Below are 21559 nucleotides of genomic sequence, written 5' to 3' on the forward strand. Positions count from 1 at the left end.
TTTCCCTCGGGGTAAGCCGAGTGGTCGAGAGGGCGACTACTTGATTGCGCCCGTTCCTAGTCCGCTGCGCCAGAAGCGCTGCAGACTGAGGAAAGCGATGATGAGCGGGATGATCGACAGCAGTGCACCGATGATCACGTACGCCCGAATTTCGGGGATCTGGCTGACTTGGCTATTCCAGATGTAGAGGCCAAGCGTGACGGGGAACAGTTTCTCGTCCCGCAGCATGATGAGCGGGAGGAAGAAGTTGTTCCAGATCGTGACGAACTGGAAGAGGAAGATCGTGACCATTGCTGGCGTCATCAGTCGAGTGGCAACCGTGAAGAAGGTGCGGACCTCGCCCGAGCCGTCAATACGGGCAGCTTCAACAAGCTCATCCGGCACGCTCGAGGTCGCATAGATGCGAGCGAGGTAAACACCGAACGGGCTCACGATGCTGGGCAGGAACACCGACCAGAACGTGTTGGTTGCGCCGACCTGGCTGAAGACCAAGAACAGCGGAAGCGCTAGGGCTGTTGCGGGAACCAGCACGCCACCGAGCACAACGTTGAAGAGCGTTTCGCGGCCACGGAAGCTGTACTTCGCCAGCGCGTAGCCCATCATCGTTGCAAAGAGTGTTGCGATGGCAGCACCCGCGCCGGCGTAAAGCACGCTGTTGAGCATCCAGCGGAAGAAGACGCCGTCGCGATAGGCCGCTAGGTTGCCGATGTTCTCGATGAGGTTGAAGTCAGCGAACCAGAGCGGTGCGCTCGTTGTGAAGTCAGCGCGGTCTTTCGTTGCGGCCACAAAGAGCCACCAGATCGGCACCAAGAAATAGAAGGTGCAGATGGCCATCACGAGCATGGCGCCCGCGCGGGAGAAGAGGCTTTCGCGAGGACCGTTGTGCTTCTTCACGGAAGTTGTCGTGGTACTCATCAGTCAGCCTTTCGCTGGGTGAACTTGAGCACGGTGAACGAGAGCGCGAAAGTGAAGAGCGCGAGCACGACCGAGAAAGCGGCAGCGAGGTTCACATTCGGCACCGATGCTGTCGAGTAGATAAGCAAGTTGGGGGTGAAGGTGCTGGTCACGGCCGAGGTGAAGCTCTTGAACACTTGAGGTTCAGCGAGCAGTTGCAGTGTTCCGATGATGGAGAAGATGGCGGTGAGCGTAATCGCCGGGGTGATTAGCGGGATTTTGATCGACCAGGCGATGCGCGCCTGAGAAGCTCCGTCGAGGCGAGCGGCCTCATAGATTTCGCTGGGGATCGCGAGCAATGCCGAGTAGATGATGATCATGTTGTAGCCCACGAACACCCACGTCACGACGTTAGCGATGGCCCACAGCACGAGGTCGGCGCCGAGGAAGTTGATTTCGCTCGTGATCGCAGTGAACGGCGACAGCTTGGGCGAGTAAAGGAAGCCCCACATGACCGCCGCGATAACACCGGGAACGGCATACGGTGCGAAGAACGCGAGGCGGAAGAAGCGCTTGCCCCTGACGAGTGGGGAGTCCAGCAGCAGTGCGAGCAGCAACGCGAGGCCGAGCATGATCGGCACCTGCACGACACCGAAGGTGAGCACTCGAAGAATGGATGACCAGAAAGCGTCATCCTGGAACACTCGGGCGTACTGCACGAAGCCACCAAACACCTCCGTGGGCTTTCCGAACGTGCCTTCGCGTTCAACCGTCAGCAGCGACTGATAGATCGCGACCAGGATCGGCAAGATGTAGAACAGGCCGAACAGCACCGAGAACGGGGCGATAAAGAACAGCACCGCTCCACGGTTCTTCGTGGCCTTGGTGGCGCGGCGAACCTTTTTCGTCACCGCCCTCTTTGATGGTGCGGGCGTGGCAATGTCTGTAGTCATCGCGTTGCTCCTTCTTCGACAGTCAGGCGGATGACGCGAACGCCACCAGCGGGAACGGTCACCGAACCTGTGACCATAGTTTCCGTCAACAATTCTGTGCCGTCGGCGGGGAAAGAGATCTCGTGAGCGCTGTGGTTAATCACAAAGCGGAACCGATCCGTATCGTTCGATCGCGTGACCACTTCGACTCCAGCAGGAAGATCAAGCTGCTCGACTCCAGCCTCGTTGAGAGCGCGGCCCATCAGGTCAGCAAAACTGGGCTCGTCGAGCGCGGTAGCCACATACCAGGCAGTTCCCGCGCCGAAGCTGTTGCGAGTGATGGCCGGCCCACCGGGCACCGGGCCGCTGGCAAACTCGGCTACGACATCCGCTGTGGTTGGGCGCACATGTTCGGCCCAGGTTGCCGCACGGCCGCCGTCGTTGAGCACAAGCTCGGTGTGGGGCGTGACGGGAAAGAACTGTTCGGTCCACGCACCGATGAGGGCGGGGAACGCACCGGGAGGGGTCTCGCCGGTTGGATCGAGTCGGATGCCGTCAGTCTCATCAACGATGCCAGAGAAGAACGTGACGACAGCCACGCCACCGGCCTCCACGAATCCCGTAATGACGTCGACACTGGTGTCGTCGACGAGATACAGGGCAGGAACAACAACAAGTGTGTAGCCGTCAAGCGGAGCTCCGGGAGCGACAACATCAACGGTGACTCCGTTGGCGCGCAGCGCTTCGTAGGCGGCGTGCACTTGATCGAGGTAGCGCACATCGTGTGAGGGCTGCGAGTCGCCTTCGGCGGCCCACCACGCTTCCCAACTGAAAACAAGTGCGACTGATGCCTCGACCCGAGTGCCCGCGAGAGACTCGAGCGCGTGGAGTTTCGCACCCAGGTCGAGGGTCTCACGCCAAATCGAAGTGTCAGTGCCGGCGTGAGGAAGAAGCGCCGAATGAAATTTCTCGGCACCGTGTCGTGACGCACGCCACTGGAAGAAGCAGACAGTATCTGCACCCCTGGCAACATGAGTCAACGTATTGCGCAACATCTCGCCCGGCTGTTTGGCGAGGTTGTGGGGCTGCCAGCTCACTGCGCTGCTGGCCTGCTCCATGAGAATCCAGGGCTCACCCTGCGCGAGTCCGCGAGTGAGGTCGGCTGCAAACGACAGTTCACTTACCGGATGCGGCAGTCGGTGATCGAGGTAGTGGTCGTTAGCGATGACATCCATGTCGCTCGCCCACTGCCAGTAGTTTTGGCTGCGGATGTGAGCGGTGACCATAAAGTTTGTGGTGACGGGAATCGTGCTGACCGATCGGAGCAGCGCTGCTTCACCCCGGTAGTAGTCGAGCAGTACATCCGAACTGAAGCGAGCAAAGTCGACTCGTTGGGCTGGGTTTGCGGAGGAGAGTGTTGCTCTCGGGGGCAGAACCTGTCGCCACTCGCTGTAGCGCTGGCTCCAAAATGCGGTGCCCCACGCAACGTTGAGCGCCTCAATCGTTGAGTAGCGGGCCTGAAGCCATTCGCGGAACGCGGCCGCGGAAGTATCGCAGTAGCAGTAGGCGTTGTGGCATCCGAGTTCATTAGAAACGTGCCAGAGGGCGAGCGCGGGGTGCGAGCTATACCGTTCAGCCACCTTGGCCACGAGACCGAGAGCTGCTGTTCGAAACTCGGGTGAGCTGGGGCACCAGCCTTGACGGCCGCCCGGCCAGCGTCGCGTGCCGTCGGCTGCGGTGGGCAAAATATCGGGATGAGCGGTGGTGAGCCACGCGGGAGGCGATGAGGTTCCTGTGCCCAAATTGACGCGGATGCCGGCAGAGTGCAGCAGATCCATGATCGTGTCGAGGCGACCGAAACTGTACTGTCCCTGTCGCGGCTCAATCTCGGCCCAGCCGAAGATGTTGATCGCTACGAGGGTGACCCCAGCCTCCTGCATGAGGGCGATGTCCTGATGCCAGATTTCTTCTGACCACTGCTCGGGGTTGTAGTCACAACCGAGCACTAGGGAATCGGGTGACCAGCTCGCGACGCGATCTGCGCGGGGTGTGGTCACTCGTGCCTCCTTTGGCCTCTGACTCGACTGCTTGTGCAGCGGGTCTTTTTTCTGCGGACGCTCTCTGTGAACGTGCACAGAACGCGACCCCAAAGAATCTCGATGATTTTCTGGGAGCGTGCACAGACTAAGCGAGGACGGATCGAAGTGTCAAGCTTTCGGCGTGTCTGTGAACGTGAACAGCCCCGGAATGGCGGGCGAACGCCGACGCCAGTGAGCGCTAGCATGGAGGCATGGCAAGACTGGGTACCCGACCGCGTCGCGCGACAATCTTCGATGTCGCAGCGGAGGCGAACGTTTCACGCGGCACCGTCTCCCGCATGCTCAACGGAGAACCCTACGTTTCAGATTCTGCCCGCGAAGCAATCGAGAAAGCCATCGCCAAAGTTGGTTATGTGCGCAACATGGCCGCACGAAACCTGGCAACACAACGATCCAAAGCCATTGCGCTCATCGTGCACGAGCCCCACTCCGTCTTCCTCGAAGACCCCAACATCGGTGCAATTCTGCTCGGCACCAACGAACGACTCTCCGAAGCGGACTATCAACTCGTGTGCCTCATCATCGGCTCCGACCGCGACAGCACCCGCATCGCCGACTACCTTCGAGGCGGCTTCGTTGACGGCGCCGTCATCGTCTCCGCTCGCGAACACGATCCCATCGCCGATGCCATCGCGCACATCGGCCTCCCCGCCGTGTTCGTCGGCCACCCCGAAAGTGCCCCCCACATGAACTACGTCGGCATCGACAACCGCAGCGCAGCTCGAGATATCACTCGAGAACTCTTAGCAACGGGCCGCAAGCGGGTCGGCATGATCGCCGCCGCCCTCGACCGTGACTCCGGTAGCGAACGCCTCGCTGGCTTTCGGGATGCCATGGGTGCCGCTTTCGACGAAAGTTTGGTTGTCGACTTCCCGCTCTACTCGCGCACGAGTGGCGTTGAGGGAATGAAGGCTCTTCTCGCGCGGGCTGGTGACATTGATGGTGTCTTCGCGGCATCCGATGCCGTCGCTGCTGGCGCAATGGATGTGCTTCGCGAGAGTGGCCGCACGGTGCCGGGCGACGTCGGGATCGTGGGCTTTGACGACAGCGATTGGGCCATGCGCTGCCAGCCGCAATTGTCGACAGTGCGTCAGCCAGCCGACCTCCTCGGCCGCGAGGCTGCCTCGATGGTGCTCGACCTCGTCAATGGCGTGACACCAGAAACTGTTGGGCGTATCTTGCCAACCAAAATCAAGTTGCGCGGCTCGATCTAAGAGCGGCTCGGCCTACACACCGTTCGACTCAAGCGGGGTCAAGCTCCATAAGCTCAGGACAGGGGCGACGCGTCGACGCGAGCGGCGGCCTTGGCACGCTCTTCTGCTTCGATCTTGGCGTAGCTGTTTCGTTCTGTGCGGTCGGAGCGAAGGATCGCTGCCATGACAATCCAAAAGATTCCGCCAACGGCAAGCGTCGGGATGACGGAGAAGATCGCGTTCGACCAGAATTCTTGAGGCACCTGTTCAGCCTAACCGTTGACGAAGGTGACGATGGCGATGAGGATCACAAGTCCCACCAGAGTCACAGTCATGATGAGGCGGGAGGATTTGCGGTCCACTACTGCGCTTTCACAAGAACGCCGACGATTCCTGTGACCACCATAAAGATACCGACGCCACCAACCAGCACCCACAGCGCAATGCGCATCGGTGTGATCGTCGACTTTTTTGGCGCAGCAGCACCATCTGGGGTCACAGCGTTGTCTGGCGTCACAGCGTTGTTTGGCGTCACAGCGTTGTTTGGCGTCACAGGCTTCTCAGATTCAGTCATCGCTGCTACTTCACCAACGGGAACAGGATGGTTTCGCGGATGCCGAGGCCGGTAATAGCCATCAGCAGGCGGTCGACGCCGACACCGATTCCACCGGTCGGCGGCATGCCGTGCTCGAGCGCGCGGATGAAGTCTTCGTCGAGGCGCATGGCTTCAACATCACCCTGGCTGGCAAGGAGTGCCTGTTCCACGAAACGTTCGCGCTGAATCACGGGATCAACGAGCTCGGAATAGCCGGTCGCCAATTCGAAGCCACGAACGTAGAGGTCCCACTTCTCGACGACACCTTCGATGGTGCGGTGGTCCCGCACGAGCGGGCTCGTGTCGACGGGGAAGTCCATGACGAAGGTCGGGCGGTCGAGGCCCGGCTTCACGTAGTGCTCCCACAGCTCTTCAACGTACTTGCCGTGGGTGGGCTGGGTGACCGCGATGCCGACGGCATCCGCCAGCACCTTCAGTTCGTCAGTGGGAGTCTGCGGCGTGACGCTCAGGCCGGCTGCTTCGTTGAGGGAGTCATACATCGAGATGCGTGCCCACTCGCCGCCGAGGTCGTACTCGGTGCCATCGGAGAGCGTGACGAGTGTCGAGCCGGTGACCGCAAGGGCGGAGTTCTGAACGAGCTCCTGCGTGAGGTCTGCCATCTGGTTGTAGTCGCCGTAAGCCTGGTAGGCCTCGACCATCGCGAACTCGGGCGAGTGCGTGGAGTCAGCACCCTCGTTGCGGAAGTTGCGGTTGATCTCGAAGGCGCGCTCGATGCCACCAACGACGGCACGCTTCAAGAACAGTTCGGGAGCGATGCGCAGGTACAGCTCGGTGTCGAACGCGTTGGAGTGCGTGACGAAGGGGCGAGCAGACGCTCCACCGTGCATCGTCTGCAGCATCGGCGTTTCGACTTCGAGGTAGTCGTGCGCGGCGAATGTGGCGCGCAGGCTCGCGTTGACCTTGGCACGAGCGCGCACCGTGAAGCGGGCTTGGTCGCGAACAATGAGGTCAAGGTAGCGGCTACGAACACGCTGTTCGTCGCTCAACTCGGAGTGAAGGTTGGGCAGGGGAAGCACGGCCTTGGCGGCGATCTTCCATTCCTTGACCATGACGGACAACTCACCGCGACGGCTGGAGATGACCTCGCCGTTGACGAAGAGGTGATCACCGAGGTCGACAAGGTCTTTCCACTGCGCGAGCGACTCTTCGCCAATTTCTCCGAGAGAGACCATGACCTGGATTCGCTGGCCATCGCCGGCCTGCAACGAGGCGAAGCATAGCTTGCCGGTGTTGCGCAAGTGCACAATGCGCCCAGCAAGACCAACAATGTCACCGGTGGTGGCATCCGTTTCAAGGTCGGGGTACTTTGCGCGCACTGCGGGAATGCTTGTGGTGATTGCGACACCTACGGGGTAGGCCTCTGCCCCAGAATCGATGAGTCGCTGACGCTTCTCAAGCCGAACAGCTTTCTGTTCAGAAACTTCGGCTTCGGTAGGGTCAGGAGCGTTTGCGGCGTCATTCACGCCCTCAATCGTAGCGGGGATGCGGCTGCGGCGCCGCGCCCCGAACTCCGCCGGAAAACTAGCCGACGTAGAGGCTTGAGTTGTCGATCAGTCGAGTGTCACCAACGCGGGCCGCAACGATTGCGGTTGCTGGACCGCGGAAGCCATCGGGCACCGGCATGAACGTCTCAGTGTCGACGACCGTGAAGTAATCGAGCTCAGCCCGCGACTCCCCCATGAGTGCACCCTGCGCTGCAGCGATGACAGCATCAAGGCCGCTATCGGCGGCCGAGGTCGCAGCCTTCAGCGCGGTCGACAGGATCGTTGCTGCCTCACGCTGGCTGGCATCCAAGAACTGGTTGCGGCTCGACAGCGCAAGGCCATCTTCTTCACGAACAGTCTCAATGATTTCGAGACGAACCGGGATGTTGAGGTCGGTGATCATGCGGCGAACCAGAAACAGCTGTTGGGCATCCTTCTGGCCGAAGGTCACAAACTGCGGTGCGGTGATCGCGAGCAACTTTGCTACCACGGTAAGCACGCCATCGAAATGGCCGGGGCGCGTTTTGCCCTCGAATATGGTGCCGATCTGGCCTGCGGAAATCGTCGTGGAGGTCGGCCCCTTCGGGTACATCTCCTCAACACTGGGCGCGAAGACGTAGGGCACGCCAAGCTCGCCCAGGATGTCGAGATCTTCATCCATGGTGCGCGGATATTTGTCGAGGTCTTCGCTGGCACCGAACTGCGTCGGGTTTACGAAGATCGACACAATCCGAACATCCGCGAGCTCTGCCGAGCGCTCTACATGAGCAACATGACCGGCATGAAGCGCACCCAAAGTCGGGGTCAACGCGATCGTGTGGCCAGCCGCACGTTCGTGCGCGACAACATCGCGCATACCGGCGACGGTCTCAATAACTTGGGGGCGGGGGTGTGAGCTCACGAGGGATCCTCCTGTGAATGGGGCCTCGAATCGGGGTCGAACGAGGAAAGGTCGATCGTAGTCGCAGTTGCACCGGCAAGCGCACTTTCGACTGATGACCGCAACAGCGGGCCGAGCACGCGGGCGGGATTCTCCACACCAACGTCCTTCAACAAATCGAGGGACTGCCCCACAATCGCTGCCGAAAAACTTGTTGCCGTGCTGACCGCTTCAGCCCACGCTGCACGCTCGCTTTCGGCAATGACAATGGGCTCAGCGCCCATCTCAACAACGAGCGCCTGAGCAATCGGCAGCACCGGGGTTGGCGCACTCACGGCGCAATACGTTTCGTGGAGGCGGGTGAGGTCAAGGCTGGTTCCCGTGAATACCATTGCGGGATGCACGGCCAACGGAATTGCGCCGGCAGCCAATGCCGCCGACAGCGCGCCGTAGCCAAGCCCCGGTGCCGTATGCAGCACAAGTTGCCCTGGCTGCCAGACTCCAGCAGCAGCAAGGCCCCGCGAAAATGGTTCGATTTCCGTCTCAGGAATCGCCAAGATGACGAGCTCACTTCTTTCGACGAGAGTGGGGATGTCGAGCACGGGAACGTCAGGCAAGATCGCGCTCGCGCGTTCGAGGTTACGTTCGGAGGTCGCCGCAATTCCGACGATGGCGTGGCCAGCACCCGCGAGGGCAGCGCCGAGGATCGGGCCGACTTTACCCGCACCGATGATGCCGATACCGAGTCGACCTGCTGCCTTAGCCACTAGCTCTCTTCTCCAGACGCGGGTGCGCTGACCATACCGTCATTGCTGCGCCAGCGATGGCTCGTATCAACATTGGCTGCGTTCACTGCCGCACGGGAAACTTCATCGAAGAACTCGATGACATCCGCGCGATCGAGTGCACCGATGGTGGCCGTGATGGGTCCGGCGACAGTGTGCACGCGCAATTCTGCGAGCCCCATCCGGCGCAGCAGTGGGCCCTCACTCATGCTGACGCTCTGCATACGCGCTTGAGGAACCAGCACAAGTGAACGCCAGATTGCTCCCTTACGCAGGGCTACGGCATCCGAGATCATGGTGAAGCCGTTGCGACGCCACGAGAACCAGCGCAACACCGCTGCCCGCTTGGGCGAGGTGACGTAGGCATCGTCGTGGGCACCAGCGGCAAGCCCCGCTTCAAGAAGTTCGCGAGACGCATCATCCGCGAGGCTCGGCAACACAAGCTGCAGTACGCGGTGAACATCAGCCATATCGCCAACGGGCAGAAGTGTGGTTTTTGCCACTTCCCCGCTCGAACTAGACGCTTGCGAGGCCGTATTGATCTTGATCTCCCACCACCCGGCCGGGCGCCACAGGATCGGCTGCGAAACCTCAACAGCGTGAATGCGCCCCGGCGGCAGGGTTTCGTTGGTGGTCGACAGCAGACCGTAGCCGACCCGGATGCCGTCACTCGTCGATGCGATCGAATACCGCAATGACTTCGTAATCCGAGAGAACAGATAGCCGGCAAGTCCAAGCACACCGGGAAGGAACGCAATTAGCCACAGGTATTCCCCCGTGATCGAGATCATCACGATGATGCCGATCGCCACAAGAACCGCAATAATCGTCGCTTCACTCAGCACAACGGAACCGATAAGTCGCGGCAGCCGAATGCGCACGATCGACTCGGGTGGTGCGGCATCCGGGTCAAGTTCTGGGGCAATGAACTCATTGACACGCTTCTCGATGAGACCACGATGCTCGCCGTGGCTGGCGTTCTCACCCGCTGCTGTAGGGGCAGCAGCAGCTTCGGCAGCACGCGTTCCTGAAGCAAGTTGCAGGATGGCGCGGCGCAAGTCATCGGCCCCACGGGAACTCAAGTAGGCGAGCTCAACATTCGCATCTTGACCGGCAACATTCACTTCGAGCTTTGCCGCTCCGAAGAGGCGCGCAAAGAGTGGGCGCGAAATATTGATGCCCTGAATACGGTCGAGCCGACCTCGACGGTTCGTGCGGAACAGGATGCCGCTGCGCACCTCAACAAGCTCATCGGTGATGCGGAAGGTATTCATCCGCCACGAGAAATAGAACCCGAGCACAGCGAGAACGAGAACGGCAAGAACAATAAGCACTGCCGGAACCAAGAAACCAGAATCGGCGAGTCGGGTGAACGGGTCGAACTCATTGCGACTGTTGAAAAGGGTGTCAATGAAGAAATCGCGAGCGTTGACAACGATCACACCAATGACGGCAATGAGGGCAATGCCACCGCGAAGTAGCGGGGTGGCCGGGTGAAGTCGGTGCCACTCACCATCGGCGAGACGCTGCACTTCGACCGGCAATTGCGCGACGGGCCCTGAGGCAGGCACTGCGTCGCTAGGTGCCTTGGGACCGGTGTAGGGACCGGCATTGGGCACTGCGTCGGCCGAAAACTCGTCGTCGCTGAGCTCGGTCACAGTCCGGCCCTGCGGCTCTCGGCCAGCGCAACGAGTGTGTCTCTCAACTCCTCGGCGTCCTGCTCGGGCAATCCAGGAATAACAACACCGGTGGATGCCGCAGCGGTCACAAACTTGAGTTCGCTCAAACCAACAGCGCGATCGAGTGGGCCGCGGTTGATATCAACGAGCTGCATGCGGCCGTAGGGAACCGCAACGACACGTCTGAACATCAAGCCGCGCCGAAATACGAGGTCATCATCACGCAGCATGTAGCCGATGGCGCGCACGCGTCGTGGCGTAAGAAGGATGTTGATGAGGAAGATAACGCCAAGCGAAATGGGGATCGCGGCAAACCATTGGATGCCCGTCACAAAGGTGGGGATCGAGGTTGCTGCTGACACTATGAGCCCAAAAATGATGAGTCCGACAACTTCAACAACGATGTACTTTCGCGAAACTCCGCGCCACTCAGTGTCAGGTAGGTCCAGTCGCTCGGTCACGCTGCTCCTTGGGGATCCATCGGATTCTTCGACGACGAGTCTTCGTCATCGGGCGGGAGCGTGCACAAATGTTCGGCAACGAGTCCCGCGATCAGTAACCCTATCGCGGCGCCAGAAACGACAAAACTTACGGTAATAGAGCTCGCGCCCGGCGAGACTGTGCGGCTCAGCAGGTACACCGCAATCGCCACAGCACCACCTCCGAGCAGTGCGCCCGAGAAACTCGACGCCTTGGCCAACACCACCACGCGCAGAGCATAAAAGGGATTCACCCGCTGGCGGCGCAATCCGCGAGAGGAACGGTAGATGGGAACAGCGAGCACGACGACAACAACGGCGATGACAACAACGGAAATCGCCAGCGAGAGTGATGGGATGACAATCGGGCGACCGGATGCCGTCAACAGCACCTCAAGCAACCATCCGGCAGCAGCTCCTACCGCCGCCAGCATGATCAAATGCAGTGGCGAAGTGCGGCTCACCACAGCGGCTCCGCCTCAAACTCTGTCGCGTCATTCTCAATCCCCGCGAGCAACTCTGAAGCGCGACCGAGACCCGGCAGCGCGGCCTCGGGGTCGAGTTGCAGCCACGGCACAAGCACAAACGCGCGCTCCGCAGCGCGCGGATGCGGAATTGTCAGCACTTCGTCGTCGATCAGCAAGTGGGCGAACGTCACGATGTCGATATCGAGAGTGCGGTCACCCCAACGCTCATCGCGCACGCGACCATGCTCGGTTTCGATGCGCTGCAACTGTTCGAGCAAGGCATGGGGCTCCAGCGCGCTTCGCGCCAACACGACAGCGTTGAGGTACGGCGGTGCCGAGTGGTCGACGCCGGCTACCTTCAGCGCCGGGGTTTGCACGACGCTGGATGCGGCATCCACTGAGACGCCGTCGATGCGAGAGATGGCATGAACGGCATCGCGCAGAGTCGACTCGCGGTTGCCCAAGTTGCTGCCGAGGGCAAGTACGAGGGGCAACTCGACTCGAAGTCGTTGCTGCCGAATCACGAGAGTTGTTGCGGCTCTGCGCTGAAGCCGGCGGTGTGTGCTTGAGCTGCGCGGTGCCGAGTGATGGTGACCGAAACATCATCGAATGGCACGGTGATTGGCGCTGAAGGCTTGTGGATGGTGATCTTGGTACTCACCGCTGCATCGTGGGCAAGCACAATGGTGGCAACACGTTCCGCTACCGTCTCGATGAGATCGACGGGGTTGGTTTCGACGGCAGAGACAATTTGCTCCGCCAGCTCGCCATAGTGGATGGTCTTGCTCAGGGCATCGGTTCGTGCAGCGACCGACAGGTCTAGGTACACCGTCGCATCCACAATAAAGACCTGGCCGGTGCGACGTTCATGGTCAAAGACGCCGTGGAAGGCGGTGGCGCGCAGCCCAGTGAGGGTGATTTCGTCCAGTGCGGGGTTCATTATTTTTTGCCCTTCTGCATCGCCGTATAGACAGCGAGTGCGACCTGTGTTGACGGTACATCGTGCACCCGAACGCCCCAAGCGTTAGCTTGCGCCGCTGCCGAACTGATCACTGCGGTCGCGAGGTCGCGATCGCTAATGGTGGCGTCTTTCGGGAGAAGTTTGCCGAGAAATCGTTTGCGCGATGCTCCAATCAGTAGTGGGTAGCAGAGCGACGAGAGTTCATCGAGTCTGGCCAGCAGTTGCCAATTGTGGCGCGCGGTTTTCGCAAAGCCAAGCCCGGGATCGAGCACTACGCGGTCGGGGTTTACGCCCCACACCATCATCTCGGCAAGACGGTCCTTGAGCTCGGTGCGCACATCGGTGACGACATCGTCGTAGTGCGCAAGGTTCGCCATTTCGGTGCTGTGGCCCCGCCAATGCATGGCGATGTAGAGCAGATCGGTCGCGGCAACGGTGCGATACATTTCGGGGTCGGCAAGTCCACCAGAAACGTCGTTGATGATGGATGCTCCCGCCTTCGCTGCGGCCATCGCAGTTTCGGCGTTCATGGTGTCAATGCTCACCGTCACGCCTTCAGCCACGAGCGCTTTGATCACGGGAATTACCCGCTGTTGCTCTTGGGCTGGCGGCACCCGATCAGCGCCAGGTCGTGTCGATTCTCCGCCGACATCCACGATGTCTGCACCCTGCTCGCGAAGCTCTATGCCGTGCTCTATGGCACGATCAACGTGTTCGAACTGCCCGCCGTCGCTAAACGAGTCTGGGGTCACATTGAGAATGCCCATTACCCGAGGAACGGGCACTTGGGGCCTTCTACGCATCGCCGCCTCGGCCGATGAGCGCCATTACTTCTGCCCGTTCGATCGGGTCGCTCAGCACTCCACGTGAGGCGAGGGTGACCGTTGTACTGGCGGTTTGGCGTGATCCGCGGGCAGAAACACAACCGTGGGCGGCATCGATGACGACGAGAACACCGCGCGGCGATAGCCCTTCGTCAATGGCGTCAGCGATTTCTTCGGTGAGTCGCTCTTGAAGTTGAGCGCGAGCCGAAATGGTCTCCACGACGCGGGCCAGATTGCCGAGGCCGATGATTCGCTCATCGGGCACGTAGGCAATGTGAGCTACACCGAGAAACGGCAGCAAATGGTGCTCGCACATTGACCGGAACTCGAGGTCTCGCAGCACCACAAGCTCACCGGTTTGGTCAGCATTGGCCGTGAACTCAATGCTGCCAGCCAGATGATCGACAGCGTTGACCTTGTTGCCGGCGAAGAACTCGGAGTACGCCTCGGCGACCCGGCGAGGCGTGGCGGTAAGGCCAGCTCGCGAGGGGTCCTCGCCGACGGCAGCAAGAATTTCGGCTACCGCAGCTTCGATGCGTGCGACGTCGATTGACATTGTGCGCCTAGGCGGTCGCGACGCCCGGCGACTTGCGTGGCCGTGGCTTGCGTGCCGGCTGTGACGGTGTGCTGTCGTCGCCCTCTGCTGCTTCGGCGGTCTCGGCGCGCTTCTTGGGCACCTTGATGGGAGGCAGTTGAGAGACGGGGCGGGCGTCGCTCGAGAGCCACTGTGGGCGCTCGGGAAGCTTCGCGATGCCCTTGAAGATCTTCTCGAGTTCTACATGGTCGAGAGTTTCTTTTTCGAGGAGTTCCCGAGCGAGCTTGTCGAGCACCTTGCGGTTTTCATTGAGCATCTGCCAAGCCTCATCGTGCGCTTGATCAATGAGCACGCGCACTTCCTCATCAATAATCTTGGCAAGCTCATCGGAATATTCACGCGTAGCGCCCATGTCGCGACCCATGAAGGGTTCGCTCGATCCGGTGCCCAACTTCACGGAGCCGATTCTGGCACTCATGCCATATTCGGTGACCATTCGACGAGCAATCGAGGTTGCTTTTTCAATGTCATTGGATGCCCCGGTGGTCGGGTCGTGGAAGACAATTTCTTCGGCAACGCGGCCGCCCATCGCGTAGGCGAGTTGATCGAGCAATTCGTTGCGCGTGACCGAGTACTTGTCTTCGAGCGGCATCACCATCGTGTAGCCGAGCGCCCGACCGCGAGGGAGGATCGTGATCTTCGTCACGGGGTCGGTGTTGCGCATCGATGCTGCCGCCACTGCGTGTCCACCTTCGTGGTACGCCGTGATGAGCTTCTCTTTGTCGTTCATGAGGCGCGAACGACGCTGCGGTCCGGCCATCACACGGTCTACGGCCTCGTCGAGGGCGCGGTTGTCGATGAGCTGTGCATTGGAGCGAGCCGTCAGCAGTGCCGCTTCGTTGAGCACGTTTGCGAGGTCAGCACCGGTGAATCCGGGAGTCTTGCGAGCAAGAACCTCAAGGTCGACGCCTTCCGCCATGGGCTTGCCCTTGCCGTGCACCTCAAGAATCTGCTTGCGGCCCTGCATGTCAGGAGCATCCACCCCAATCTGACGGTCGAAACGACCAGGGCGAAGGAGCGCGGGGTCGAGAACGTCAGGGCGGTTGGTGGCAGCGATCAGAATGACGTTGGTCTTCACATCGAAGCCGTCCATTTCAACCAACAGTTGGTTGAGGGTCTGCTCGCGCTCGTCGTTACCACCACCGATGCCGGCGCCACGGTGACGACCAACAGCATCAATCTCATCGATGAAGATGATGGCTGGAGAGTTCTGCTTGGCCTGATCGAAGAGGTCGCGAACGCGGCTTGCACCGACGCCCACAAACATTTCTACGAAGTCAGAACCAGAGATCGTGTAGAAGGGCACGCCAGCTTCGCCCGCGGTGGCCTTGGCCAACAGGGTCTTACCGGTTCCGGGAGGGCCGTACAGCAGTACGCCCTTCGGGATGCGGGCACCAACAGCCAAGAACTTGGCTGGCTCTTTCAAGAAATCTTTGATCTCTTCAAGCTCTTCGATCGCTTCGTCAGCACCAGCGACATCCGCAAAGGTGGTCTGTGGAGTGTCTTTACCGACAAGCTTCGCCTTCGACTTGCCGAACTGCATGACCTTGCCGCCGCCGCCCTGCATGCGGCTGAAAATGAAGAAGAAGATGATGCCGATGATGAGGAATGGCAGCATGATCGACAAGAACGACATGAAGAAGTTTTCTTGCGGAACCTGGTCGTTGAACTTCTTGACGTCTGCGCCATTAACGGCTGAAACGATCTCGGTGCCACGGGGCGCTACATAGTAGAACTGCACCTTGGTTCCGTTGTCGCCAGCGGCCTTCGAGAGTTCAAGATCAACGCGTTGTTCGCCGTCAATGATCGTGGCAGACGTGACCGTCGAACCTTCGAGCAAGCTGAGGCCCTCTTGAGTGGTTACCTCTTTGTAGCCCTCACCAAGCAGCAAGCTCGCTGCGATGGAGACTGCGGCGATGCCGATGATGATGTACGGAACCGGGCCGCGAAAAATGCGCTTAAAATCCATGATGTTCCGGGCCGTGAGACCCAGTACCTCTCTCTGAAGAAACGTGCTGCAAGGTTACCGTTACTGCGCTGCAAGACGACTGCGTGTTTTCCCTCGGCGTAATGCGTTGCGAGGTTCGGCGAAGGCAAAACCAGCGAGCGGTGGATGCCGCGAGCGCCGACTCTGTGAGTCTCAGTGGCTTTCAGTGGTCACGGTGAAGGTTTGAACGAGCGGCGGCAGCTCGGGGCCCATCAGAATGTGGCACTTGATTCGGCCTCGTTCGCCGTCGATGGTCCAGTTGGTTACCGCGGGAGTGTCGCTGAGTTCGCGCGGCACTTCCTTCAGCGGCGCCCCGGTGAGCGGACCAACGTCGGCAATGGCTTTAGCGATACCGGCGATGCGCTCTTCCCACGGAACATCGAGGGCAAGATTCACCGCGACGAGCTGGTCAGCAGTCGACGTGCGACCGTCACGCACGAGGCGATCGAAAATGTCGCGCGCCGCGAGTGTCTCCGGCCATGCCGGAGCTGGCGTGTTCAGTTCGCCATACGCATTCAGTGCAGCCTGGAGTGCCTGAGTTGCCGGAATCGAGGATGCCGCAAAGGTGCCATTCTCGAACGCAACAATGCCAAGCCCCGTCGGCGCGTGCCAACGCATGTGAGCGCTCGCACCCGGGTAGCCGCCAGAGTGCGAAATGATCTTCGTCGTGCCCTCATCGATAAACAGACCGTAGCCATAGCCGTGAGCTGTCGGCTCCGAGAACTCGGCAACCTTCGACATGTTGCCCGGCACCGCACGCTGAATCTGCTGAAGTTCGCGGCGGCTGGCGGCAGACAAGGGTCCGGCTGAGATGTCCTCTGGATCGAGGGCGCCAGCGAGCCACAGCGACCAACGCACAAGGTCAGTGGCGTTAGAAAACAAACCACCCATAGAAGAAAAGACTCCGGGCCCGGTGAACGGCTGAACTTGCCACTGCCCATTCGCGAGCCGGTAGCCGAGGGCGACATCGGCATCCGGATCTTCTTCGAAGCGGGTCGAGGTGAGGCCAAGCGGTTCGAGAATTTCGGCAGCGACAGCCTCGATGTATGAACGACCCGTGATCTCGGCGATCACTTCACCGAGCAGGGCGTAGCCGAGATTCGAGTACTCAAAGCGGGTGCCTGGCGTGCTCGAATAGCGGATGCCCGCCGCCATGAACTCGTCGAGTTCGGCCCGCGTCATCTCCTCCAGGCGGTCGCCAACCGGGTTATCGGTCGGGAACCCCGCCGACATCGTCATGAGCTGACGCACGCTCGGAGTGACAGGAGCAGCTGCGGGCTCGAGCGCGGTGAAGGCCGGAACGAAATCAGTGATCGGCGCATCCAGATTCAGCTGGCCGCGGTCGCGCAACATGAGCAGCAGCGTGCACGTGAAGCTCTTAGTGCACGACGCGATGCGGAACACCGTGTCACGATCGGGAGCAGCGTCCTCGCCGAGAACCTTCTCGCCGTAGCCGCCCTCCAACACGATGCCATCCGGACCAAAGACCGCAAAAAACGATCCCGGAGCCTTCTGCTCGGTCACCCGATTCTCAAACAGACCAACAATTTCGTCGGTCGCCTGATCGATTGCTGCCTTCGCCCTCATTCAGCGAGCCCTACGCGTAGACGTGGGGTGCGAGCACTGCAACGCCGCGCAGGTTGCGATACTTCTCGGCATAGTCGAGTCCATAACCCACAACGAACGCGTTGGGGATGTCGAAACCGACGTAACGCACATCTACTTCAACCTTGGCGGCATCCGGCTTACGCAGCAGCGTGCAGATCTCCACCGAGGCAGCGCCACGGCTGCGGAGGTTGCCAAGCAACCACGAGAGGGTAAGACCCGAGTCGATGATGTCTTCAACGATGAGCACCTTGCGGCCCTCAAGGTCGCTGTCGAGGTCTTTGAGAATACGAACGACACCCGAGGACTGGGTGCCGGCGCCATACGAGGAGACGGCCATCCAGTCCATTTCGAGCGGCAGGCTGAGTTCACGCGCGAGGTCAGCCATCACCATGACAGCGCCGCGCAGCACACCGACAAGCAACAGCTTTTCGCCCGCATAGTCTTCCTCGATCTGACGCGCCATCACGGCGATCTTCTCGTGGATCTCTTCCTGGGTCAGAAGGACCTCGCTGAGGTCTCCTTCGACATCGCTAAACTGCATCGCGTTCCTCACTGTGGGCCGAAAAGTGGAGAAGGTTCTCTCGTCGTTCAACCCTAACGCCGGGAACGTCTATCGGTCCCTGCCCTCTCCAGTCGGTGACGAGGCGCGCGATCTCCAGCGTGTGGGTGCGACTCAGCGAGACATGGAACTCGCTCGCGACCGCCAACCTAATTAAACGCTGGCGGAGCGCAGCCGGATTCGCGGCGAGAGCGCGCACAGGTAGTGAGATTCCGGCCTCCGAAATGTCGGCCAAATCTTCGGCCATTTCTTCCGCAAAGTGATCGAGAGCTTGCGCATCTTCACGAGCCTGGTCAGCCGTTCGCGCCAATGCTTCGCGGATGCCGGGCCCCAGTTCGCTTTCGAGCAGCGGCAATATTGTCTGCCGAACCCTCACTCGCGTGTAGGACGTATCGAGGTTGTGCGGGTCATTCCACGCCACAATTTCGGAATCTGTGCAGAACTGAACGGTCATGGTTCGCGGCACGGCCAGCAGCGGGCGCAAGTACTGACCGGTGTCGCTAGCCATTCCTTTGAGGCTGCCGGCACCACTGCCGCGGGCGAGACCGAGCAGCACCGTTTCGGCCTGATCGTCGAGGGTGTGGCCGAGCAGCACGCGGATCGCACCATGCTCGGCGGCGGCATCGGCGAGCGCCGCGTAGCGCGCGTCACGGGCGGCAGACTCTGGGCCTCCGGCGTCACCGACGAGAACCGAGCGGATGTCGACGGGGTCAAGCCCGAGGTCGCGTGCCTGCTGGGCGGCGGCGGCTGCGACATCCGCTGACCCTTCTTGAAGGTTGTGATTCACGATCACGGCACCGGCTCGCACGCCAGCCTTGGACGCCTCGAAGGCCGTCGCCGCCGCAAGCGCAAGCGAGTCAGGGCCACCACTCAGTGCAACAAGTACGAGCGGCAGAGATCCGGGCGAAACCGGGGCGCTGACAACCGCAGAACTGTTGCGCGGCAGAACTTTCAGTTCGGGCAGCGCGGCAAGCGCAGTGCGCACGGCACGACGAACATCAGCAATTGCGGGGGTAAGCCGGGGACGACGTTCGGAGTGCATCCAGTAACGTTATTGCAGCAACCCCACATTTTTCTTAGGAGCAGCTACATGGCCGCATACGACGTTGTCGTTGAGATTCCGCGCGGAAGCCGGAACAAGTACGAAGTAGACCACGAAACTGGTCGTGTTTATCTCGACCGCTACCTCTTCACCACCTTCGCCTACCCCACCGACTACGGCTTCTTCGAGAACACTCTCGGCCTCGACGGTGACCCCGTAGATGCTCTGATTCTGCTCGACGCTCCCACGTTCCCCGGTGTCGGCATCTCGGTTCGCCCCGTTGCCGTGCTCAACATGAGCGACGACGGCGGCATCGACTCCAAGGTCATCTGCGTTCAGGCGAAAGACCCGCGCTGGTCGCACATTCAGGACCTGGGCGATGTTCCAGAGTTCACGCGCAAAGAGATCGAGCACTTCTTCGAGCACTACAAAGACCTCGAGCCCGGCAAGTGGGTCAAGATCGACGGTTGGGGCGACGCAGCAGAAGCTGACGCGATCGTTCTCGCCGGCTTCGAGAAGCTCAAGGCCGAAGGCCACTAGGTTTCGAAACCCGGTTTCACCGCTGCTTCGGCGGCACATCGGGTCGCGAGCGCTGAGCGTGCGCGGCCCGTTAACGTTCAATGGCGGATGCTCTCGAGCATCCGCCATTGGCGTTTAACGGTGAAGCGGGCGGGCCCGAACCGTGCTGAGGTTAGCCGAGGCGGATGCCCTGACCAGACATGAACGAGACCGGATCTGTAGTGTTCCAGCCGCCGGGGCGAACCTCGAAGTGGAGGTGGCATCCGGTGGAGTTTCCGGTGGAACCCACCTTGGCGATCTTCGTACCGACTGCCACATTTTGGCCGTAGGAGACGAGGATGCCGCCTGCGACGATGTGACCGTAGGCGGTGCGCAATCCGTTGGCGTGTTCGATGATGATGTAGTTTCCGTAGCCACCGTTCCAGCCGTAGCCCGCATAGACGACGGTTCCACTCGATGCCGAGTAGATCGGGGCGCCACAACCGGCACCGAGGTCAACGCCCTTGTGGAAGCTGGAACCATAGTTTGCGCTATAGCCATACGTGGAAGTGATGTAGCCACCGGCCGGGCGAACCCACCCGCTGAGGCTGATCTCGCCCGCATCGATGTTCGGAACTTGCGCTGCAGCCTCTGCTGCTGCCTGCGCCGCGGCACGTGCGGCTTCACGCACACGCACACCAGCCAAGTAACTAGCTTCGGTCGCTTGACGCGCGGAAGTCAGGGCGGCGAGCTGAGCGTCAAACTCGATCTTGCGCTCCTGCTGCTCAGCGAGAGCGGCCGCGGCGGCCAGAGCGGCCTCCTGGGCCTCAGCGAAAGCCTTCTCAGCAGCGATCTTCAGCACTTCAAGCTCAGTGCGCGCAACCTCAGCCGCATCACTCAGGGACTGCGCCGTGTTTCGCGCCTGAACGGCACGATCAAAGAGAGCGGATGTCTGCTGCGAAATTTTCGACGACATGCCTAAGTTGTAGAGCAGTGCGTCCGCATCCTGCGAATTCGTGAGCAGGTTGGTGGTTACGTCGCCACCACCGGCACGCACGAGCCGCGCGGCAAGCTCACCGATTCGCTTCTCAGCTTCATCAGCTTCAGTGCTTGCGGCATCCGCCTGCTGTTGCAAAGCTTCTGTTTGGGCTGCCTTGGCCTGGTACTTGGTGTCGGCCTCTTGCCAGATGTTGCCCTTTTCTTCGGCATCTTTCTGGGCGGCGACGGCTTGTGACTCCAGCTGAACGAGCGCAGCCTTGATGCGGGCAACGACCTTCTTGGTTGCAGCCTCGTTGTTGCGGGCGTCGGTGACGTCACTCCATGTTGGGTAGTCAGTAGCTGCCGTGGCCTTGCTGGGGTCGCCATAGAGCGCGCCTCCGAGTACAAGACTGAGAACGGCAGTGAAACCGACTACTCGAAAAACTAGTGCGCGCAGCGTGAGCTGTGCTGCGGTCCCCCGACTCGCATGCGTGGCGTTCATTGTTCCCCTCAACATGTTGTGCGCGGACTAATGGCCATTAGTCACAGCAATAACATTGACCACACTAACAACAGGCGGCTCAAAAGTCTCAACCTTTCCATGAATGTAGTATTTGTTGACCTCAGAGTCGAGTACATTTAAGCCTGTTGGAAAAACGCGGTTTTCGCGAGATATCAAATAGCTTGCTTCTCAGTTTGGTAAATCACGAAAGTCACCGTATGCTTTTCCCTCGGTAGCTAAGAAGTTCTGTGACTTCTCGGCCCCATCGTTTAGTGGCCTAGGACACCGCCCTTTCACGGCGGCAGCACGGGTTCGAATCCCGTTGGGGTCACCAGACAAAACACAGAATTAAATAGCTAGGCCCTGTAGCGCAGTTGGTTAGCGCGCCGCCCTGTCACGGCGGAGGTCGCCGGTTCAAGTCCGGTCAGGGTCGCAAAACAGAATGCCTCTTCGAAAGGAGGGGCTTTTTGTGTAGTAGGGGGAAGCCCTTGCGAGTA

General features: G+C 60.4%; 22 protein-coding genes and 2 tRNA genes. 4 read left to right on the top strand and 20 right to left on the bottom strand.

Annotated elements, in window-relative coordinates:
• Nucleotides 1-36: 36 nt before the first annotated feature.
• The 3 genes from AC061P_RS12340 to AC061P_RS12350 are packed head-to-tail and all read right to left on the bottom strand — an operon-like array spanning nucleotide 37 to nucleotide 3883.
• Entirely contained in the window at nucleotides 37-915 is an 879-nt protein-coding gene (locus AC061P_RS12340; RefSeq protein ID WP_449647538.1) for a carbohydrate ABC transporter permease, read from the bottom strand.
• The gene (locus AC061P_RS12345; RefSeq protein ID WP_480391333.1) at nucleotides 915-1847 is read right to left on the bottom strand and encodes a carbohydrate ABC transporter permease; all 933 of its coding nucleotides are present in this window, start codon (nucleotides 1845-1847) and stop codon (nucleotides 915-917) included. Before AC061P_RS12345 ends, AC061P_RS12340 begins: the two co-directional genes overlap by 1 nt.
• Entirely contained in the window at nucleotides 1844-3883 is a 2040-nt protein-coding gene (locus tag AC061P_RS12350) for a beta-galactosidase (RefSeq protein ID WP_480391334.1), read from the bottom strand. Before AC061P_RS12350 ends, AC061P_RS12345 begins: the two co-directional genes overlap by 4 nt.
• Before the next feature lie 233 nt (nucleotides 3884-4116).
• Here AC061P_RS12350 and AC061P_RS12355 point away from each other — a divergent pair, with 233 nt between their 5' ends.
• Complete coding sequence (locus AC061P_RS12355; protein ID WP_480391335.1) at nucleotides 4117-5139, top strand: LacI family DNA-binding transcriptional regulator; 1023 nt, start codon at nucleotides 4117-4119, stop codon at nucleotides 5137-5139.
• 53 nt (nucleotides 5140-5192) lie between these two features.
• Here AC061P_RS12355 and AC061P_RS12360 read toward each other — a convergent pair whose 3' ends face one another.
• The 16 genes from AC061P_RS12360 to tilS all read right to left on the bottom strand — a co-directional run bounded on the left by AC061P_RS12360 (nucleotide 5193) and on the right by tilS (nucleotide 19084).
• Nucleotides 5193-5381 (bottom strand): hypothetical protein, encoded by a 189-nt coding sequence (locus AC061P_RS12360; protein ID WP_449647542.1) that lies wholly within the window; start codon nucleotides 5379-5381, stop codon nucleotides 5193-5195.
• A 98-nt stretch (nucleotides 5382-5479) separates the two neighbouring features.
• The gene (locus AC061P_RS12365; protein WP_480391336.1) at nucleotides 5480-5692 is read right to left on the bottom strand and encodes a hypothetical protein; all 213 of its coding nucleotides are present in this window, start codon (nucleotides 5690-5692) and stop codon (nucleotides 5480-5482) included.
• 5 nt (nucleotides 5693-5697) lie between these two features.
• Nucleotides 5698-7197, bottom strand: a complete 1500-nt coding sequence (gene lysS, locus AC061P_RS12370; protein ID WP_480391337.1) for a lysine--tRNA ligase — start codon at nucleotides 7195-7197, stop codon at nucleotides 5698-5700.
• Between the two features lie 58 nt (nucleotides 7198-7255).
• A complete protein-coding gene (panC, locus tag AC061P_RS12375; protein WP_480391338.1) occupies nucleotides 7256-8119 on the bottom strand; it encodes a pantoate--beta-alanine ligase in 864 nt (287 codons plus the stop codon).
• Nucleotides 8116-8865 (bottom strand): DUF2520 domain-containing protein, encoded by a 750-nt coding sequence (locus AC061P_RS12380; protein ID WP_449647546.1) that lies wholly within the window; start codon nucleotides 8863-8865, stop codon nucleotides 8116-8118. Before AC061P_RS12380 ends, panC begins: the two co-directional genes overlap by 4 nt.
• A complete protein-coding gene (locus AC061P_RS12385) occupies nucleotides 8865-10541 on the bottom strand; it encodes a PH domain-containing protein (RefSeq protein ID WP_480391339.1) in 1677 nt (558 codons plus the stop codon). The genes AC061P_RS12380 and AC061P_RS12385 overlap by 1 nt, the downstream gene beginning before the upstream one ends.
• On the bottom strand, nucleotides 10538-11023 hold the full coding sequence (locus AC061P_RS12390; RefSeq protein ID WP_449647548.1) for a PH domain-containing protein: 486 nt from the start codon (nucleotides 11021-11023) through the stop codon (nucleotides 10538-10540). The genes AC061P_RS12385 and AC061P_RS12390 overlap by 4 nt, the downstream gene beginning before the upstream one ends.
• Nucleotides 11020-11508 (bottom strand): DUF3180 domain-containing protein, encoded by a 489-nt coding sequence (locus tag AC061P_RS12395; RefSeq protein WP_480391340.1) that lies wholly within the window; start codon nucleotides 11506-11508, stop codon nucleotides 11020-11022. Before AC061P_RS12395 ends, AC061P_RS12390 begins: the two co-directional genes overlap by 4 nt.
• A complete protein-coding gene (gene folK / locus AC061P_RS12400) occupies nucleotides 11502-12032 on the bottom strand; it encodes a 2-amino-4-hydroxy-6-hydroxymethyldihydropteridine diphosphokinase (protein WP_449647550.1) in 531 nt (176 codons plus the stop codon). Before folK ends, AC061P_RS12395 begins: the two co-directional genes overlap by 7 nt.
• Nucleotides 12029-12448 carry a dihydroneopterin aldolase gene (gene folB / locus AC061P_RS12405; RefSeq protein WP_449647551.1) on the bottom strand — a complete coding sequence of 140 codons (420 nt, stop codon included), beginning with the start codon at nucleotides 12446-12448 and terminating at the stop codon, nucleotides 12029-12031. Before folB ends, folK begins: the two co-directional genes overlap by 4 nt.
• Nucleotides 12448-13254: a dihydropteroate synthase gene (gene folP, locus AC061P_RS12410; protein WP_449647552.1), complete on the bottom strand. Its 807-nt coding sequence runs from the start codon at nucleotides 13252-13254 to the stop codon at nucleotides 12448-12450. Before folP ends, folB begins: the two co-directional genes overlap by 1 nt.
• 10 nt (nucleotides 13255-13264) lie before the next feature.
• Nucleotides 13265-13849 (bottom strand): GTP cyclohydrolase I FolE, encoded by a 585-nt coding sequence (gene folE / locus AC061P_RS12415; RefSeq protein ID WP_449647553.1) that lies wholly within the window; start codon nucleotides 13847-13849, stop codon nucleotides 13265-13267.
• A gap of 7 nt (nucleotides 13850-13856) precedes the next feature.
• On the bottom strand, nucleotides 13857-15857 hold the full coding sequence (gene ftsH / locus AC061P_RS12420; protein WP_449647554.1) for an ATP-dependent zinc metalloprotease FtsH: 2001 nt from the start codon (nucleotides 15855-15857) through the stop codon (nucleotides 13857-13859).
• Between the two features lie 171 nt (nucleotides 15858-16028).
• Nucleotides 16029-17462 (bottom strand): serine hydrolase domain-containing protein, encoded by a 1434-nt coding sequence (locus tag AC061P_RS12425; protein ID WP_480391341.1) that lies wholly within the window; start codon nucleotides 17460-17462, stop codon nucleotides 16029-16031.
• Nucleotides 17463-17472: 10 nt separating this feature from the next.
• Nucleotides 17473-18024: a hypoxanthine phosphoribosyltransferase gene (gene hpt, locus AC061P_RS12430; RefSeq protein ID WP_449647556.1), complete on the bottom strand. Its 552-nt coding sequence runs from the start codon at nucleotides 18022-18024 to the stop codon at nucleotides 17473-17475.
• Nucleotides 18014-19084 carry a tRNA lysidine(34) synthetase TilS gene (gene tilS, locus AC061P_RS12435; protein ID WP_449647557.1) on the bottom strand — a complete coding sequence of 357 codons (1071 nt, stop codon included), beginning with the start codon at nucleotides 19082-19084 and terminating at the stop codon, nucleotides 18014-18016. The genes hpt and tilS overlap by 11 nt, the downstream gene beginning before the upstream one ends.
• 48 nt (nucleotides 19085-19132) lie before the next feature.
• Here tilS and AC061P_RS12440 point away from each other — a divergent pair, with 48 nt between their 5' ends.
• Nucleotides 19133-19624, top strand: coding sequence for an inorganic diphosphatase (locus AC061P_RS12440; RefSeq protein WP_449647558.1), 492 nt, complete (start codon nucleotides 19133-19135; stop codon nucleotides 19622-19624).
• A gap of 151 nt (nucleotides 19625-19775) precedes the next feature.
• Here the strand turns inward: AC061P_RS12440 and AC061P_RS12445 are convergent, their stop codons facing one another.
• Entirely contained in the window at nucleotides 19776-21062 is a 1287-nt protein-coding gene (locus AC061P_RS12445; RefSeq protein ID WP_449647559.1) for a peptidoglycan DD-metalloendopeptidase family protein, read from the bottom strand.
• Nucleotides 21063-21320: 258 nt separating this feature from the next.
• On the opposite strand from AC061P_RS12445, the gene AC061P_RS12450 reads away from it, so the two are divergent.
• Both AC061P_RS12450 and AC061P_RS12455 read left to right on the top strand, forming a co-directional pair.
• Nucleotides 21321-21396, top strand: a tRNA-Glu gene (locus tag AC061P_RS12450).
• A gap of 25 nt (nucleotides 21397-21421) precedes the next feature.
• Nucleotides 21422-21495 (top strand) — tRNA-Asp (locus tag AC061P_RS12455).
• The last annotated feature ends 64 nt before the right edge of the window (nucleotides 21496-21559 follow it).

It is taken from the genome of Rhodoglobus sp. G.S.4 (assembly GCF_056619605.1).